Origin of the sequence: Aeribacillus sp. FSL k6-2211 (assembly GCF_037966125.1) — a bacterium.
In the GTDB taxonomy this organism is placed as follows: domain Bacteria; phylum Bacillota; class Bacilli; order Bacillales; family Aeribacillaceae; genus Aeribacillus; species Aeribacillus composti.
Genome location: NZ_CP150190.1, coordinates 548,810 through 565,387, shown reverse-complemented (window position 1 = coordinate 565,387; position 16,578 = coordinate 548,810). Strand labels below are relative to the sequence as shown.

The window sequence follows — 16,578 nt, the reverse complement described above, 5'->3', positions numbered from 1 at the left end:
GTATGGAGGAGATCAACCGTTATGAAAGACAATTTAATAGCCGATTTTCATCCTGTCTTTTTTACAGTTTTATGCAATCGCAAATATCTCGCAATCCATCCATGTTTCGGAGAAAACAAAAAGCTTATGAAAAACACTAATCCTGTGGCAAATGCCATTGAGCCAGAAATAGAAGTGTCGACCCAAGCTGCTATATAATAGCCCGCTACAGCAGATATTACGCCAAATAATCCGCTTAATACTAGCATAATAGAAAGTCTATCTGTCCAAAGATAAGCCGAGGCAGCTGGAGTAATTAACATCGCAACGACCATAATTGCTCCGACCGCATCAAAAGAAGCAACTGTCGTGATCGATACTAAGCATAAGAATACATAATGCATGAGTAAAACAGGAATCCCTAAGCTGGCAGCAAGCGCAGGATCAAATGAAGTGATTTTCCATTCTTTATAAAAAGCGACAAGAACAAATAAAACAACAAACAAAACGAGAGCCAGCAATGCTGTAGCCTTCGGAACCTCGCCAATTAGAGGAAGTGAAATTTTATTCCAAGGTATAAAGGTGATTTCCCCCATTAAAGCATGTTGAACATCTAAATGTGCATTTCCTACAGAAGTCGCTATTAAAATAACGCCAATAGCAAACATCGTCGTAAACACAATTCCTATTGCTGCATCTTGCTGAACGTCTAAAGAATGAAGCCACTGCACTAAAAAAGCTGTCAATAGTCCTGCAAATATAGCACCAATGAGCATATGAGTTCCGCTTAATTCACGTGTAATAATAAAAGCGATGACAATTCCTAACAGAACCGTATGACTAATTGCATCAGCCATCATCGCCATTTTCCTGAGTATCAGAAATACACCTATTAAGCCGCAGGACAGCCCTACTAAAGAAGCAGTTACGATAATCCACATAGCATGATAAGTCATGGTCATTCTACCCCTTTTGTTCTTAAGGCCTTACTGGTATGAATATTCACTAATCTTTTTTGCATTTTCAATTGTAAATACTTGACCAGAATCCCTTTCTCTTTGCCAAAGAAAAGCGATAAGAAAAACAGTGCGGACGCCACAATGACGATAAAAGGTCCTGTAGGCCATCCTCTTCCCAATGCACTGATGAATGTTCCTAATGCTCCAGCCGCTCCCCCAAACAGTGCTGATATGATAATCATCCGTTGAAAAGACTGTGTCCAATAGCGGGCACTTACTGACGGGATAATCAGCAGGGCGGCAATTAAAATAACTCCTACAGCTTGAATCCCGATGACAATCGTTGTGACAAGAATCGTTGTATATAATCCGTTCATCCATTTAAGTGACAGTCCTAATCCTTTTGCAAATTCCGGATCGAAAAGATATATTTTCCATTCTTTAAATGCAATGAATACAATCAAAATAACCGCCAAAGCTAGGATTAACATTGTAGTGACATCTGATCTGACCATCGAGGCGGCCTGACCGAAAATAAAACTGTCCAAACCGCTCTGATTTCCGCCTGACGTCCGATTCACAACTGTCAGGAGCATGATTCCTAAGCCAAAAAAAATAGACAGCACCATTCCCATCGCCGTATCTGCCGAAATTCTAGTTGATGAACGTATCCATTGGATAAATGATGCTCCAATCAAAGCGCTGATGGATGCTCCAATGATCATGACAAATAAGTTTTTTTCTCCAAGTAGAAGAAAGGCGATCACAACACCGGGCAATGCTGCATGAGCTAAGGCATCGCTCATTAAGCTTTGCCGCTTCCAATAGGCTAAACAGCCCATTGTTCCAGCAGCAATCCCAAAAATCATCGTGCTAAATAACACCCATTGTGTGTTGCTATTTAATAGGATTGTGAACATGAAGACTCTCCTCTCTCAACCAGCGCAAGTCTCCTCCATAAGTTCGCGAAATATTTTCTCTAGTAAAAATTTGCTTCGTTTTTCCGTACTGAATGACGGTGCGATTTAATAAAAGAACATGGTCAAAATAATCTTCTACTGTTTGCAAATCATGGTGCACGACCATGACCGTTTTTCCTAAAGCTTTTAATTCTTTCAGCAATGTCATAATAGCGCGTTCTGTTGCTGCATCAACACCAGCCAGCGGTTCGTCCATAAAATACAAGTCGGCATTTTGCACTAATGCGCGTGCTAAAAACACACGCTGCTGTTGACCGCCAGAAAGCTGGCTTATCTGACGGTCAGCGTAATCAGCCATCCCTAATTTTTCCAAGGCCTCGAATGCTTTTTGTTTATGCAATCGGGATGGCCGCTTCAGCCATCCGATTTGCCCATATAGTCCCATAGTGACAACATCCAATGCGTTTGTTGGAAAGTCCCAATCGACCGAACCTCGCTGTGGTACATAACCGATCCTTTTTTGGACCTTGTTGAATGGCAATCCAAAAAATTTCACTGATCCCGTTAAGGAAGGGTGAAGATTTAATATTGTTTTTAAAAGCGTCGACTTTCCAGCACCGTTCGGACCGACGATTCCCACTAGCGAACCAGCCTGCACTACAAAATTCACATCGAAGAGCACTGTATTTTTTCGATAGGAAGCGGACAGATTCTCTACTTGAAGCACTGCTTCAGCCATGCTATTTTCCTCCTTCGCTTAATGCTTCATAAATCGTATTGATATTATGGCGATACATTCCTATATAAGTTCCTTCTTCTGTTCCTTCCTCACCCATTGCATCAGAGTAAAGCTCCCCGCCTAATGTAACGTTAATTCCTTCACTTTTCGCTCCTTCTATGACAGCCTTGATCGATTTTTCATTAATACTTGATTCGATAAATACGGCAGGAACTTTGTACTTTTTAATAATGTCAATCGTATCTTGAATATCTGTAATACCGATTTCGGAATCAGTGCTAAGTCCTTGAAGACCAACTACTTTAATGCCGTGCATTCGTCCGAAATATCCGAAAGCATCATGCGCTGTGACAAGAACTCTTTGACTTTCTGGAATGTCCGCAAGCTTTTCGGCTTCTTTTTTCAAATCAGCTAATCTAGCAAAATATTTCTTTTTATTTTCTTCAAAATAATCTGCGTCTTCCGGAGAGAATTCTTTTAATTGTTCAACCGCAGCATCCAATGCCTGCTGCCAAAGGTTCAGATCAAACCAAATATGAGGATCAACTACCCCTTTTTCATCCTTTAAAAGAGATTCTTCAGGAATGGTTTCACCGACTGCAAGAACAGGTTTTGATTCAGAGATCTTTTCAAATATTTCAACCATGTTCGCTTCCAAATGCAATCCGTTGTAAAAAATGATATCTGCTTCTTCAAGAGTTTCCATATCACTTTGAGTAGCCTTATACAAATGAGGGTCTACAGACGGCCCCATTAAACTTTTGACATTTAAACGATCGCCGCCGATTACAGACAACGGCTCGCCAATTTGTGCAATCGTTGTGACGACATTAATTTTTCCATCTTTTGATCGTTTGGATGCTTCTTGTCCAGAACTACACGCGCTTAACACCAGCAAGGCACTAATTAAGAATAAGCACCCCATTTTTTTCATAACATTTTTCATTTTTTCGCACTCTCCTTTTATTTTTATGAATTGATTTGATTTTTAAGTCAGCCCATCTCTCTAGTTTATTGGCGAACGATTTCTATTAAATATCGACAACCATTCTGGCAAATTGTGAATTCAGGAATCAAACATTGTCCGTTTTTTATAGAAAACTCCTATATGTAACCTCAATTTGTTTTTATTCCTGAGAAGAAACAAAACTGAAAAAACGCAATCAATGAATAAATGCCAAAACACTTACAGACATGAATTTCATTTCGCTAGTTGATTTGTTTCAGCTTCGCCATTCAGCTTACCGTTTGGCTTAATACTTTACAGAAAGTTGCCGGCTTCATGTTGCACAAATAAGAATTTTTTCCATTCCTTCACCTACTTTTTTACCATAGTTATAAATATTGCCTAAGGGCAAACTTTATGTTAAAAAAATTCCTTCACACATATTTATTTTATTGAGTTTAAATTTTGTTGTTATTGCATATATTTTTCCTTAATGCAAATTTAATACCATTTTTGAGAAACTGTCAAGTATAAACCATCTGAATGAACGGGAGAAATTAAAACGAAATGGAAGAACCGCATTCGTACTCAGCGGTGCAAAGAGATGAGGAACACTCGCACAAGTGTCCTAATGAATGATGATCAAGGAAGGATTTGCTTGTTATTTCTAATACCGGATAACTAAGATACAATTTTCTCAACAATCATAAAGAGCCTTATTAAGATACGAATTATATATAGATCCCATCAGAGCTGTTTGTTTATCGATTTCAATATGGGACTCCTGCAATAAATTTTCTAAAGTCTCGGTCAATCTTGTTGAACCGGGAAATTCTTGATTGAAAAAGACCACGCACTTCTTCAAGTACAACGACCGTTACACAAATTTAAAAAGGGACAACAATGAATCTATTGTTATCCCTATTTTTGTTTAATATATTTTGGCGCAATCCTTTTTAGTTTGAGCAGATCCTCTGTGGTGTCAATGTCAAATCCCCATTCTGAATTTTCAAACGGTACAGCCATTAAGCTGGAATAATGTTTTTGGACAATTGATTTTCCTCCCTCATCACCTTGAATTTGCTCAAATTCATCAAATAATTCAGTATCAAACAATACAGGGTGTCCAAGCACATTATTATACTTAGGGCGGAAAATGCGGACACCTTCTTTTCGATATTGATCATAAGATTCTAGTAGTTTAGTTATAACTATTGGAGGTACAAAGGGCTGGTCTGCCAAAAATACGAAGACTGCATCCGTTCGTCCCTTTAAAGCCTGAATCCCTGCTTTAAGAGAGGAAGCCATGCCGGATTCATAATCCCGATTCTCAATGATTTCTATTTCTGTTAAATCAGATGTGTGTTTGCGCAGCTCTTCGATATGTTTGCCGCCCACCAATACAATTGGTTTTAAGCCAGCTGCGGTAGCGGTGTTCACAGAGTAGCGAAATAATGGCTTCCCACCTAGAGATAATAACAGCTTAGGTTTTCCCATCCGTTTTGACATTCCGGCTGCTAAAATAATTGCTCCAACCTTTTTCAAACCATCTCTCCCCCAGACTCATTGTCACTGTCTCAATTCCTCAACCGCACCCAGCAAATACACTTCCGCTTTCTCACCTGCATTAAATCCTTTTCCCCCAGGCACTTTAACGAGACAATTGCTTTCCAGAAAGCTGGACAGAACATTAGAAGCTTGTTTCTTTGATATTTTCACTCTTAGTTCACCGGTTGGGGAAACGTACGTTAATCCTCGTAAAAACCGGGTGTGAAGCATTTGCTTCCCTTCAATTGCCTCGTCACATACAACCGTTACCCGTTTCGGCAGCGGATCCTTAGAACCGCTCATATAGCGTATAGCAGGCAGCACATAAAGATGTGCATTGACGTAAGACGAAGCTGGATTTCCTGCCAAAGCAAAAATCGGCTTATCCTGCCATACTCCGCACAAAACTGGCATTCCAGGGCGAGCTAATGTTTTCCAGAATATCACTTTCGCATTAATTTTTTCAAATACCTTTCCAAGGAAGTCATATTCGCCCATGGACACGCCTCCGCTTGTTACTAAAATGTCCACCTGCTGTAGAATCTCTAGCATCTTTTTTTCTAGCTCTTCTACTTTGTCCGGGGCAATCCCGAAATAAACCGGTTCACCTCCTGCTTGACTCACTTGACCGGCCAGCATTACGCCGTTACTGTCACGAAGCTTTCCAGGGACGATCGGCTCATCTACGTTTAATAATTCACTTCCCGTTGAAAGAATACCAACCTTAGGCTTCGCATAAACCGCAACAGATGCAATCCCGAATGTAGCGAGCAGACCCAGTTCAATTGGTCCTAAAAGCGTCCCTTGTGTGAGGACGTCCTTCCCTTCTTCAACATCTTGTCCCTTTTTGGCAATAGCATCGCCAATTTTAACCGATTGATAAACCAAAACGCTTTCGCTATCTTCCATTGCATTCTCAGTTTTCTCTACCATAACGACTGCGTTTGCACCTTCGGGGATAGGTGCTCCCGTCATAATGCGGCTGGCCGTACCTTGGGTAATTTTTTGTTGAGGTAAATATCCAGCGGGAATCTCTTCCAAAACCTTCAGCTTTACCGGGTCAGAAGCGCTGGCATTGATCACATCCTCCGCACGCAGAGCGTAACCGTCTACAGTGGAACGGTCAAACATAGGGACATCGTGATCAGCCCTTACCGTTTCCGCTAGATAGTACCCAAGAGCTTTAGACAGAGGTATGGTAATAACCGGAAGGGGACGTATCACAGAGAGAATAAGACGTTGTGCTTCTTCAAATGGGATAGGGGAAGAATTCGGGATATATAACATGCAATCACCACCTGTATATTTTGAAATGATCCTGCGCCTTTCATTAGTTGAAAAATACGTTCTTTTGTCCCTTCAATCGACCGACAATTTCGTTGTTATCATAGCGATTAGCTGAAATATATGTTCTTTTCTCCCCCCGCTCTGTTTTATCCTCCAATATAGTACATCTCTATCTTCTTTTTGTTCGGCATCGTTGTATTGTTAAATCTTTCTTCAGAGTAACGATCAGCTCGACGGCTCCAAACATCCTGAATGAGATTCCTAATTTCTTCATCCTTTGCCCCGCTGCGGAGCTGCGCCCGCAAATCTGTCCCTTGCGAGGCAAATAGACAGGTGTAAAGATTGCCGTCCGCTGAGAGTCGAGCTCTTGTGCACGTGGAACAAAAAGAGTCCGTTACGGAAGAAATAATGCCTATTTCCTCATTTGTGCCGCGATAGCGATAACGAGAGGCTACTTCTCCAAAATAATTGGACGGGATTGGTTCTAACGGCATTTCAGCGTTCACACGTTCGAAAATTTCTTGCTTAGATACCACTTGTGTAAGATTCCAGCCGTTGCTATTTCCTACATCCATAAATTCAATAAAGCGTAAAACATGTCCGGTCCCGCGGAAGTGACGCGCCATGGGCACAATGTCCTGATCATTGATCCCCTTTTGTACAACCATATTCACTTTCACCTTCATACCTGCCTTTGCGGCCGCTTCAATCCCTTCAAGAACTGTTTTGACGTCACAGCGGCCGCCGTTCATTTGGCGAAAAACTTTATCATCTAAGCTGTCCAAACTAACGTTGACACGGTGAAGACCAGCGTCCTTTAACGCTTTCGCATGTTTGGCAAGAAGAGAACCGTTCGTAGTCAAAGCAATGTCAGAAATACCCTCTATAGAACCGAGCATTTCAATTAACTTCGGCAGCTCTTTGCGCAGCAACGGCTCTCCCCCTGATAGGCGAATTTTCTCGACGCCAAGTGAGGCAAAAATGCGAGCCAGTCGAGTTATTTCCTCAAAACTGAGCAACTGATCATTTTTGAGAAATTGAAAATAAGGACCAAAAATCTCCGCTGGCATACAATAGCGGCAGCGAAAATTACACCGATCAGTAACTGAAATGCGCAAATCACGGAGAGGACGCTGAAGGGTATCGGTTATTTTGTTCATATTGCCCATTTTTACACTCTCCTATCATGCTAACATTATTTTGGAGAAAAAGCTTCTCATGAAAATTTCAAGTTGTTCTGAATTTTCGAAACTTTTTGATATAGGCGATGATGAATCAGTTCTCACTTGTTTTTTAGTTACCGCCTAAAAATATAAATGGCGGAGGATGGAGAAGACTCCATCTAAAACTCCGTCATTTGTTTCAATTTTTCAAGCAAGCTTATTTTCAAAAACGAGTGATACTCTGGTACTGCCTCCGGTACTGCTTATAAAACCTGCTGACCTTGGTTTATAAAAAGGAGATGGCCGGAAATCCTATTATATGTTTCTATCAAGTTGAAAATTATGTCTAGTCATTCTAAATCTTCAGACAATATTTTCGATGTGCACCATCTCCTGCTCCTCAGATCAGTGTCAAAGATAGCATGATTAAAAGCTTTGCTTTATGTCCTTCTCCGAAAAAATTGTTTTAATGTTCGAATGCTCATCATGGCAACGTTATAAGCATGATAAAAATAAGTCCTTTTCTTCCTAATGATTTCATTATTTTACTGTTGAAAAGATATTCCATTGACCTGATTGCAGCTGATCACATAATTGAGCGAGAAATCTTCCACCGTAGGCGCCATCAATTGTACGATGATCATATGAAGCATTTAATGTGATCATCGGCTTTATCAAAGTTTCATGACGATTCGTTAAAACAGGCTGTTCTATTATATTTCCAACTGCTAAGATGCCGGTTTCAGGAGGATTTACGATTGCCACAAACTCGTCAACTCCAACTGAGCCAAGATTGGAGATTGTGAAAGTTCCTCCACGCATTTCTTCAGGCTTCAATAAGCCTTTTCTCGCTTTTTCAACCAATTCTGTTCTTTTTTCTGCAATCTCGATTAAGGACAATTGATCTGCCTGATGGATGACGGGAACAACTAAACCGTCATCAATAGCAACCGCTAGACCAATATTAATATCTTCATGCTCCAAAATATAAGGATCTCCTTCAGAATCTATGAATGAGGCATTTACCCTCGGGAATTTCTTCAATGTTAAAGCCACCGCCTGTATGAGAAAATCATTAAATGATAAACGAACGCCTGCCGAATGTTCAATGCTTGAAACTACTGCCTGCCGCAATTGCACAATGGATGATACATCGACTCTTTTCTTGATTTGGAATTGAGGAACATTCATAAAGCTTGCGGTCATTCGCTGCGCAATCGTTTTTCTCATACTTGTAAGGTTAACCCTTTTCCCTTTAGCATGTATCGATGCTATGACTTTATTTTCTGTTTTAACACTTTGATTCACTACATTTGCAGCTGCTTCCGCCACATCTTTCAGAATCACTCTTCCCCTTGGTCCCGAGCCTTTAATTTTGGTTAGATCTACTCCGCGCTGCTTTGCAAGTCTTCTAGCTGCTGGAGAAACTCGGATTCTTTCAGTCTTTCCTGGTGAGATGTTCTCTTCTTTTACAGGATTATGATCGGAGCTGCCTTTTTGTTCGGTGGAATGTTTACCACTCGATACATATGCAAGAACAGTTCCTACTGGTACAGTTTCACCCTCATCCACAACAATTTCTTCTAACGTTCCCTCTACTTCTGATTCAACCTCAAGACTGGATTTTTCAGTTTCTACAATTAAAATTGGGTCATCTATTTTAATGATATCACCAATTTTGACTTCCCATGAAACTATACGAGCCTCTTCCATTGATGAATCCAATTTAGGAAGTACAATTTCCTGCCGCACTTTTTTCCTCCTTCGTCATAACACATAGATAGCATCTTTTTGTGTATATAAATTGCAATTATTTATCAAAATGCTTTCAAATAATTGTTGTACTGTACCATTACACTGTTTCCATTTGTAAATACAAAGATTTTTTTACTCCTTGAATGATATCTTTCGTTTGTGGGAGCATTTCTTTTTCTAAATTTAAGTTATATGGAACAGGAACATCTTCCGCCCCCACTCGTTGTACCGGTGCATCCAGATCATCAAAAGCCTCCTCTTGAATTCTGGCAGCAATTTCAGCTCCCCAGCCGTAAGAACGAGTCGCTTCATGCACAACAACTACTCGGTTCGTCTTTTTTACTGACTCCTTAACTGTTTCTATATCTAGAGGAACAAGAGTACGCAAATCAATTACTTCAGCATCGATTCCTTCTTTTTCTAATTCTTTTGCAGCTTCAAGCGAAAACTGTACCATTCTTGACAGCGTAACAATCGTAACATCCTTTCCAGACCTTTTAATATCCGCCTTTCCTAAAGGAATCGTGTATTCCTCTTCCGGAACTTCTCCTTTTTGAGAGTAAAACATTTTATGTTCAATAAATATGACCGGACTTCCTTCCCGGATGGATGCTTTCAATAATCCTTTCGCATCATAAGGGGTAGAAGGTGCAACGACTTTGAGCCCCGGAATATGTGCAAATAATGTTTCAAGGCTTTGCGAGTGCTGGGCGCCATTTCCTCTTCCCCCGCCGCCTTGTGTACGTATTACCATTGGAACGCTCGTTTGTCCTCCAGACATATAGGCCATTTTCGCTGCCTGATTAATAATTTGATCCATCGCTACTAGCGAAAAATCAATCCACATAATCTCAATGATCGGCTTTAACCCCGTCATCGCTGCCCCAACTCCTGCTCCGATAAATCCGGTTTCAGAGATAGGTGTATCGATGACTCGTTCTTTTCCGAATTCATCAAACAAACCTTTTGTCACCTTAAAAACGCCGCCATATGAACCAATATCTTCCCCTAAAAGGATTACTCTATCATCTAATGCCATTTCTTCTTTAAGAGCTTCATTGATTGCTTGGGCATAACTGGTGATTCTATTAGTAGACATCATTAAAGATCTCCTCCATTTCAGGTTCTTCAGATTTCATCGCACGTTCATATGCAATGTCAATTTCTTGTATGACTTGTTGTTGTATTTCATCTAATTCTTTTTCGTTCAATACATTTTGTTTTAAGCATACATCCCGAAAATATCTGATCGGTTCTTTTTGTCTCCATTCCTCCACTTCTTCTTTTGTTCGGTACGTCTCCGCATCACCGATCATATGTCCTAACAATCTATAAGTTTTGGCTTCTATAAAGGTAGGCCCTTCACCTGAACGCGCCCGTTCCACAGCTTGTTTTGCAACCTCATATACAGCTCGCACATCATTTCCATTCACGATGATCGACGGAATGCGATAGGCCAGTCCTCTTTCTGCTAAATGCTCATTTAATACAGCATTTTTAATTGGCGTCATTTCTGAATATAGATTGTTTTCGCAAACGAAAACGACCGGCAGTTTATAGATCGCAGCCAAATTTAGAGCTTCATGAAATGCTCCTTGGTTTGTCGCCCCATCTCCGAAAAACGCAACAGAAACTTGATTCTTTTTCAACGTTTTGATGGATAAACCTGCTCCGACAGCAATTGGAATACCTGCACCGACGATGCCATTCGCTACTAATATCCCAAGCTCTTGAGATGTAATATGCATAGGGCCCCCTTTTCCTTTGCAATAGCCTGTCTTCTTCCCTAAAATTTCGGAAAATAATTGAAAAGGATCGGCCCCTTTTGCTAATGCTTGACCACGCCCCCGATACGTAATGGAAATATAATCGTCTTTTTTCAAATTCATACAAACTCCAGCTGCTACAGCTTCTTGGCCAATAGATGAGTGAAGTGATCCACCCATGAGTCCTTTTTTGTAAATTTGAATGCTTTTTTCTTCAAATACACGTATCGTGTTCATAATCCGCCATGCTTGTATGAACCAGTTTTTATCCCAATTGAAATTGTTTTCATTTAAGTGGTACGTTTGAAGCAGCTCTTGCATTTCCATAAACCTCCTTGTATTCCATCACCATACAGATATGCTTTTGCTAGAATCTTGATTTTATTATGGTTAAAGTCAATTACGAACATAGATAGTCTTTAAGAATGAGTCACAATCTCATCTAAAGCAGAAGCGATTTTCCTAGTCGTTTGAAAAACTACGGGGCTGTCTAAAAAGTCAGGGTTAACTGACTTTTTGGAGCCCCTTCATTTTAGGAACTCATCAGAACAGCCCCTGATTATTTATTTAACCAGCCAATTCCGATTGTTTTAATTTTTCTGCAGCTGCTTTTACCGATTTAATAATTCCTTGATATCCTGTACAACGGCACAAATTACCGGACAACGCTTCACGAATTTCTTCATCGGATGGATCAGGATTTTCTTTTAAAAATTCGTAAACAGATATCACAAATCCTGGAGTACAGAACCCGCACTGCAAACCATGATTTTCCCAAAAAGCCTCCTGAATCGGATGAAGGTGATCAGGCGTTCCTATTCCTTCAATGGTGGTAATGGAGCGATTATCTGCTTGAACCGCTAACAGCAAACAGGAACGGACTGCCTGACCGTCCACCAATATCGTACAAGCGCCGCATACCCCCTGTTCACAACCAACATGTGTTCCCGTTAAACCTAATTCTCTCCGGAGAAAGTCACTTAGTAATGTCCGAACATTCACTTCACGCTCATATACCGTTCCATTGACAGTGACCGTGATTTTTTTGCGAGTAGTTTTATCTATCATGTAAATTCCTCCCCCTACTTTTCATTATTTATTTATTGTTTCCTCACATTTTCTTTAAAACTTTTCAAACCCCGCACAAATGCTATATGAAGAAATATGGGTAAAGGGATGTTTTCTTATCTATGAGGAAGTGAAACATCCCGTTATAACCCCCTTGAATTTACATTTGTCTCATGGTCGCTTCTATTGGGACCATTCGGTGTAACCGCGAGTGAAGGCGAACATGTTCTCCGTACACTTACAAAAATTCGTCTGTATTCCGAATTAAAGCCGCAGCGATCGGTGGTGACAGCATTCGTAAAAAGAAGACCGCCGGCTCTCGGTATGATCAAGCCTTTTATAGCGGTCATTTTGTCTGATTCAACACCTACAAATGACCTTTCTTCAATGGTTCAAAGTCAATGATTGAATTTTCGAAAATGAAACGAGCAGCGATTATCTCGAGCTCTTTTCGGAAAAGATGAATGCAGGTAATGACTGTTACTAGTGTCATTTGCTTAATTTTTTCATCGAGTTATAATACAAGTGAGTCCTCTTTGGTTTTTTCGTTAGGGAAACGGCCTCAAACCCTTATCAAAACCAAGGGGACTTTTTATTTTTCTTCATTACTGAAATGTTCCTTTAATTTGTTGGTATGCCTTTTGTAAAGCCCGAATACTCAATACGGATGACGCTTCTTTTCGATACTCAGCACTGGAAATTTCAGAAACACGGCGTCCCATAATTCTCGAAAGCTGCAATGTATAGCCAGCTTTTGCATCTGCTTCAGGATCTGGATTGACTTCATTCTTTATATCGTTTGCTAGTTGATCAAGAATTTCCTGAGTAAATGGTTTCCCAATCAATTGTGAAACAGATTGCACTTTGTAAGGGACACCTTGAGGGCTGACATTCCCTAAAGCTACCTGCGCATCTTTCACCGTGTCATCTTCATTTAACTGAAGAGTCGCCGCTGCTGAAACAATGGGAATATGTCCATGTCTTCTTGTTACTTCCAAAAATCCATATCCCGTATCTTTTGTTAATTTTGGGAATATGATTTCGACAATGATTTCATTTTGCTTCACTGCTGTTTTAAAGTGGCTGACGAAAAACTCTTCTCCGGAAAGTACGCGTTTGCCATCAGGACCGGCAATGACAAACTGAGCATTTAACACACGAGCAACGACTCCGTATTCAGCGCCTGGCGGATTTTGTCTCAGGCTTCCTCCTATCGTACCTCGATTGCGGATCTGGAAATGCGCAATATGGGTAACGGCTTCCTGAAGCAAAGGACAATTTCGTTTTACAATTTCAGACTTTTCAACGGTGCGGTGCCTTGTTAATGCCCCGATTTTAATGGCATCACCCGTTTCTTCAATATAATCAAGATCTGTGATCCCATTTATATCAACCAAACATGAAGGACGAGCCTGCCTTAAATTCATTTCCTGCATCAGACTTTGTCCTCCAGCGATGATGACTGTATTGTCTCCGTACTTTTCGAGTGCGGTTATCGCTTCATTTACACTTTTAACAGCCACATATTCAAATGGAACTGGTTTCATTCATTCTTCCCCCTAACCTATCATTTTCCGGAAGATAACGCTTTCAAAGAATCATTACCTTCGTAAGATACAAATACAATTCGAAAATCTCCAATTTTCACAATCATATGTTCCATTTCTCCCACTGTAAAGTGCGCGAGAATCTCACCTCCAGCTTCCAAAACAGCAGGATGAACGTCTTGTATGTTCTCCACACGAAGGTGAAAGCTTCTCAATGATTCTTTCTCTAAATCTGTCTCTTCTAAAAGTTCAATTCCTAGCGGAGAAAAAGCCACTTTTATCACGGAATCGTTTATTTGCACATTTTGCCGCTGAAAAGTTGTTCCGAAGAGCTTCGAAAAAAATGTGATCGATTGATCGATGTCTTTTACCTGCAATGCCACTCGTTCAATTCCTTTAATTTTCATGAACTGACGTCCCTTCTTTTAGTCCGTTCCTATATTTTTTTACTACTTCATAATCATGACTAGGAAGAACAATATCAGCCTCATTCTTAATTCGAATCATCGCTCGATAGGTAGCCTCTAAATCGTAAAATAATCCAGGTGGAATTTCTTGATTAATATTTAATTCAACATTTCTGGCAATGTCTCCAAGAATAACGGCGGTGCCGAATTCCGTTTGGACATAAACTGCTTGGCTGCCTGGCGTATGAGTGTTTTGGAATAAGACACATTTCACTCCAGGAGCAATTTCTGTATCCCCTTCGATCAAATGAACTTGAGGCCATAAAGGGTCGATTAATTCTGCAATGTCTTTTCTATCGTAAAATAACGCTCCTCCCCCTATTTCCAGCTGTGAAGAAACCATCGGTGCCGCAGCAGCCTGCAATTCAGTGCGTTGGACGATGAATTTTGCATTCGGAAATTCGGCGCATCCTCCTGCATGATCATAATGAAGGTGAGTTAGGATTACTTTTTTTATCTCTTCAGCTGTAAAGCCATGGTTCTTCAATTGGGTGCGAAGGCTCCATTCAGGTTTTGTCCGATGAGGACCTAAGCCATGGACGGTCTGGCAGCGTTCAGCATCTCGAAAACCGGTGTCAACTAAAATTGGCTCTTCCTTAAATGTCGGAACTAAAAGCCAGGCTAAAATCGGCACCGTTACCATCGATTTGTCACGGCTCAGCGACCAAAATGTATCTAATACCTTTGATACATCTGCTTCTCCAAGCACCAATGGGTATATTTCCCAATTATGATTTGACATTTTGCATTTCCCCTTGCTTAATCCATTCTAAAACTCGTTCAGGAGTAATTGGTAAATCTTTTACAATTACACCAAAAGGTGATAAAGCGTCTTCTACCGCATTCGCTACTGCTGCTGGAGACGGAATCGTTCCGCCTTCTCCCATTCCTTTTGTACCAAGCGGTGTAAAAGGTGATGGGGATTGCATGTGAATGGTTTCGATGTCTGATACATCCATTGCAGTTGGACATAAGTAATGCTGAAAATCAGGGTTTGTCATGAATCCGTTGCTGTCATATGCAAGGTCTTCTAACAGCACGCCGCCAATTCCATGTGCGATGCCGCCGGCAATTTGTCCATCTGCAATCATAGGATTGATAATTGTGCCGCAATCATGGGAAACAACGAATTTGTCTACTTTCACAAGCCCGGTTTTAATGTCAACCTCTACTAGAGCAACAAAGACTCCTGTCGGATGTGTCGTATAAAGATTGACTCGCCCGTGTTCATCAGGCTCCCACTTCACTACTTTACTCGTCCATGTATAGGTTGCTTCTAAATTGCAATCTATTCCTTCCGGCACTGTCGCATAAGGTCCCGGCCATAGATAAACTTTATTGCCGATTTCTTTTAAACTGATGGCTGCTTCCGGATTTGTCGTCCCTTTAACCCTTACTGTTCCATTTGCCATTTCAAGATTTTCCGGATCTTCCTTAAGCAGATAAACGGCAATTTTTAAAAGCTTCTCCTTTAACATCTTGGCAGCTTCATATACGGCAGAAACAGTATACGTTGCACCTCTGGAAGAAAATGGACCTAATCCGTACGGCGTAATATCCGTATCTCCATAAACAAATCGAATATCGTCTATATCTACATCCATAACTTGTGAAACAACTTGTGGAATCGTTGTTTCAACCCCTTGACCTATGTTCTGATGGCTGGTTAATACTTGGAAATGTCCTTCAGGCGTCATTCGTACAGTTGCTGCCTGATAACCATTAAATATGCCATTAAAGACAGCAGCGCCAGACGGCTCAAGCATAGCGGCGATTCCAAGTCCAATGTACTTGCCTTGTTTACGAAGCTCTAATTGTTTCTTTTTAAAGTTTTGATAATCAATTTTATCCATTACGAGATCCATAAGTTTATCAAAATCTCCGCTATCATAAAGCGGTCCAGAAATTTGTTGATAAGGAAATTCGTCTTTCTTTATAAAGTTGCGACGTCTTAATTCTTCTGGTGATATACCAAGTTTTCGAGCTGCTATATCCATCATCCGCTCAATAGGATAATTGGCAATATCCTTTCCATATCCGCGGTGCGCACCATAAGGCGCTTTATTTGAAACGACCCCAATGATTTCTACGTCATAAACAGGCACTTTATATGGACCTGGAAAATAAGCACCTGCAACCGATAGAGCAGGGGTTCCCGGTGCATGGCAAGTTCCATCAACCCCAATATGCTCCACCATATCGTTTCACTGATTTTCATCAAGTGTCAAAATCCTTGATATGAAAGGAATTTGGCACTTTTTCTTTTTCATGGAATGTCAATACATTTCATTTAAACGTAGTCAAAATGTTGTCGTTTCTACAGATTTACATAGCTTGAAAGTTGCTAATGGCGAGTTTAGAAAAGAATGGGCTGAAACATTTAACATTGCTGGATCTAACATACTTGACATATCGAGAAATGTAGATATAATAA

Annotated in this window: 15 protein-coding genes; all 15 read right to left on the bottom strand. The window is 40.6% G+C overall.

Going from position 1 to position 16,578, the window contains the following annotated elements:
• Window positions 1–47: 47 nt before the first annotated feature.
• The 15 genes from NSU19_RS02895 to NSU19_RS02825 all read right to left on the bottom strand — a co-directional run bounded on the left by NSU19_RS02895 (window position 48) and on the right by NSU19_RS02825 (window position 16,342).
• Complete coding sequence (locus tag NSU19_RS02895) at window positions 48–935, bottom strand: metal ABC transporter permease (RefSeq protein ID WP_066246941.1); 888 nt, start codon at window positions 933–935, stop codon at window positions 48–50.
• Window positions 936–937: 2 nt separating this feature from the next.
• Entirely contained in the window at window positions 938–1,858 is a 921-nt protein-coding gene (locus NSU19_RS02890) for an iron chelate uptake ABC transporter family permease subunit (RefSeq protein ID WP_066246943.1), read from the bottom strand.
• Window positions 1,836–2,597, bottom strand: coding sequence for a metal ABC transporter ATP-binding protein (locus tag NSU19_RS02885; protein ID WP_063386349.1), 762 nt, complete (start codon window positions 2,595–2,597; stop codon window positions 1,836–1,838). Before NSU19_RS02885 ends, NSU19_RS02890 begins: the two co-directional genes overlap by 23 nt.
• Before the next feature lies 1 nt (window position 2,598).
• Entirely contained in the window at window positions 2,599–3,543 is a 945-nt protein-coding gene (locus tag NSU19_RS02880) for a zinc ABC transporter substrate-binding protein (RefSeq protein ID WP_339198650.1), read from the bottom strand.
• A gap of 921 nt (window positions 3,544–4,464) precedes the next feature.
• On the bottom strand, window positions 4,465–5,088 hold the full coding sequence (locus NSU19_RS02875; protein ID WP_082829357.1) for a nucleotidyltransferase family protein: 624 nt from the start codon (window positions 5,086–5,088) through the stop codon (window positions 4,465–4,467).
• 24 nt (window positions 5,089–5,112) lie between these two features.
• Entirely contained in the window at window positions 5,113–6,378 is a 1,266-nt protein-coding gene (gene glp, locus NSU19_RS02870) for a gephyrin-like molybdotransferase Glp (RefSeq protein WP_066246947.1), read from the bottom strand.
• Between the two features lie 146 nt (window positions 6,379–6,524).
• Complete coding sequence (gene moaA / locus NSU19_RS02865) at window positions 6,525–7,538, bottom strand: GTP 3',8-cyclase MoaA (protein ID WP_094246421.1); 1,014 nt, start codon at window positions 7,536–7,538, stop codon at window positions 6,525–6,527.
• Between the two features lie 543 nt (window positions 7,539–8,081).
• The gene (locus NSU19_RS02860; protein ID WP_339198647.1) at window positions 8,082–9,293 is read right to left on the bottom strand and encodes a dihydrolipoamide acetyltransferase family protein; all 1,212 of its coding nucleotides are present in this window, start codon (window positions 9,291–9,293) and stop codon (window positions 8,082–8,084) included.
• Between the two features lie 100 nt (window positions 9,294–9,393).
• A complete protein-coding gene (locus tag NSU19_RS02855) occupies window positions 9,394–10,395 on the bottom strand; it encodes an alpha-ketoacid dehydrogenase subunit beta (protein WP_339198644.1) in 1,002 nt (333 codons plus the stop codon).
• A complete protein-coding gene (locus NSU19_RS02850) occupies window positions 10,385–11,383 on the bottom strand; it encodes a thiamine pyrophosphate-dependent dehydrogenase E1 component subunit alpha (protein ID WP_144597185.1) in 999 nt (332 codons plus the stop codon). Before NSU19_RS02850 ends, NSU19_RS02855 begins: the two co-directional genes overlap by 11 nt.
• Before the next feature lie 246 nt (window positions 11,384–11,629).
• Complete coding sequence (locus tag NSU19_RS02845; protein ID WP_063386354.1) at window positions 11,630–12,130, bottom strand: (2Fe-2S)-binding protein; 501 nt, start codon at window positions 12,128–12,130, stop codon at window positions 11,630–11,632.
• 605 nt (window positions 12,131–12,735) lie between these two features.
• A complete protein-coding gene (locus NSU19_RS02840; protein WP_063386355.1) occupies window positions 12,736–13,677 on the bottom strand; it encodes a xanthine dehydrogenase family protein subunit M in 942 nt (313 codons plus the stop codon).
• Window positions 13,678–13,697: 20 nt separating this feature from the next.
• A complete protein-coding gene (locus tag NSU19_RS02835) occupies window positions 13,698–14,084 on the bottom strand; it encodes a VOC family protein (protein ID WP_339198640.1) in 387 nt (128 codons plus the stop codon).
• Window positions 14,074–14,886, bottom strand: a complete 813-nt coding sequence (locus NSU19_RS02830; protein WP_339198637.1) for an N-acyl homoserine lactonase family protein — start codon at window positions 14,884–14,886, stop codon at window positions 14,074–14,076. The genes NSU19_RS02835 and NSU19_RS02830 overlap by 11 nt, the downstream gene beginning before the upstream one ends.
• Window positions 14,873–16,342, bottom strand: a complete 1,470-nt coding sequence (locus NSU19_RS02825; RefSeq protein ID WP_339198634.1) for a molybdopterin cofactor-binding domain-containing protein — start codon at window positions 16,340–16,342, stop codon at window positions 14,873–14,875. Before NSU19_RS02825 ends, NSU19_RS02830 begins: the two co-directional genes overlap by 14 nt.
• Window positions 16,343–16,578 lie beyond the last annotated feature (236 nt).

Coding starts and splice junctions, on each gene's coding strand:
- NSU19_RS02895 (WP_066246941.1), bottom strand. CDS start 935: ATGACTTATCATGCTATGTGGATTATCGTAACTGCTTCTTTAGTAGGG.
- NSU19_RS02890 (WP_066246943.1), bottom strand. CDS start 1,858: ATGTTCACAATCCTATTAAATAGCAACACACAATGGGTGTTATTTAGC.
- NSU19_RS02885 (WP_063386349.1), bottom strand. CDS start 2,597: ATGGCTGAAGCAGTGCTTCAAGTAGAGAATCTGTCCGCTTCCTATCGA.
- NSU19_RS02880 (WP_339198650.1), bottom strand. CDS start 3,543: ATGAAAAATGTTATGAAAAAAATGGGGTGCTTATTCTTAATTAGTGCC.
- glp (WP_066246947.1), bottom strand. CDS start 6,378: ATGTTATATATCCCGAATTCTTCCCCTATCCCATTTGAAGAAGCACAA.
- moaA (WP_094246421.1), bottom strand. CDS start 7,538: ATGAACAAAATAACCGATACCCTTCAGCGTCCTCTCCGTGATTTGCGC.
- NSU19_RS02855 (WP_339198644.1), bottom strand. CDS start 10,395: ATGTCTACTAATAGAATCACCAGTTATGCCCAAGCAATCAATGAAGCT.
- NSU19_RS02850 (WP_144597185.1), bottom strand. CDS start 11,383: ATGCAAGAGCTGCTTCAAACGTACCACTTAAATGAAAACAATTTCAAT.
- NSU19_RS02845 (WP_063386354.1), bottom strand. CDS start 12,130: ATGATAGATAAAACTACTCGCAAAAAAATCACGGTCACTGTCAATGGA.
- NSU19_RS02840 (WP_063386355.1), bottom strand. CDS start 13,677: ATGAAACCAGTTCCATTTGAATATGTGGCTGTTAAAAGTGTAAATGAA.
- NSU19_RS02835 (WP_339198640.1), bottom strand. CDS start 14,084: ATGAAAATTAAAGGAATTGAACGAGTGGCATTGCAGGTAAAAGACATC.
- NSU19_RS02830 (WP_339198637.1), bottom strand. CDS start 14,886: ATGTCAAATCATAATTGGGAAATATACCCATTGGTGCTTGGAGAAGCA.
- NSU19_RS02825 (WP_339198634.1), bottom strand. CDS start 16,342: ATGGTGGAGCATATTGGGGTTGATGGAACTTGCCATGCACCGGGAACC.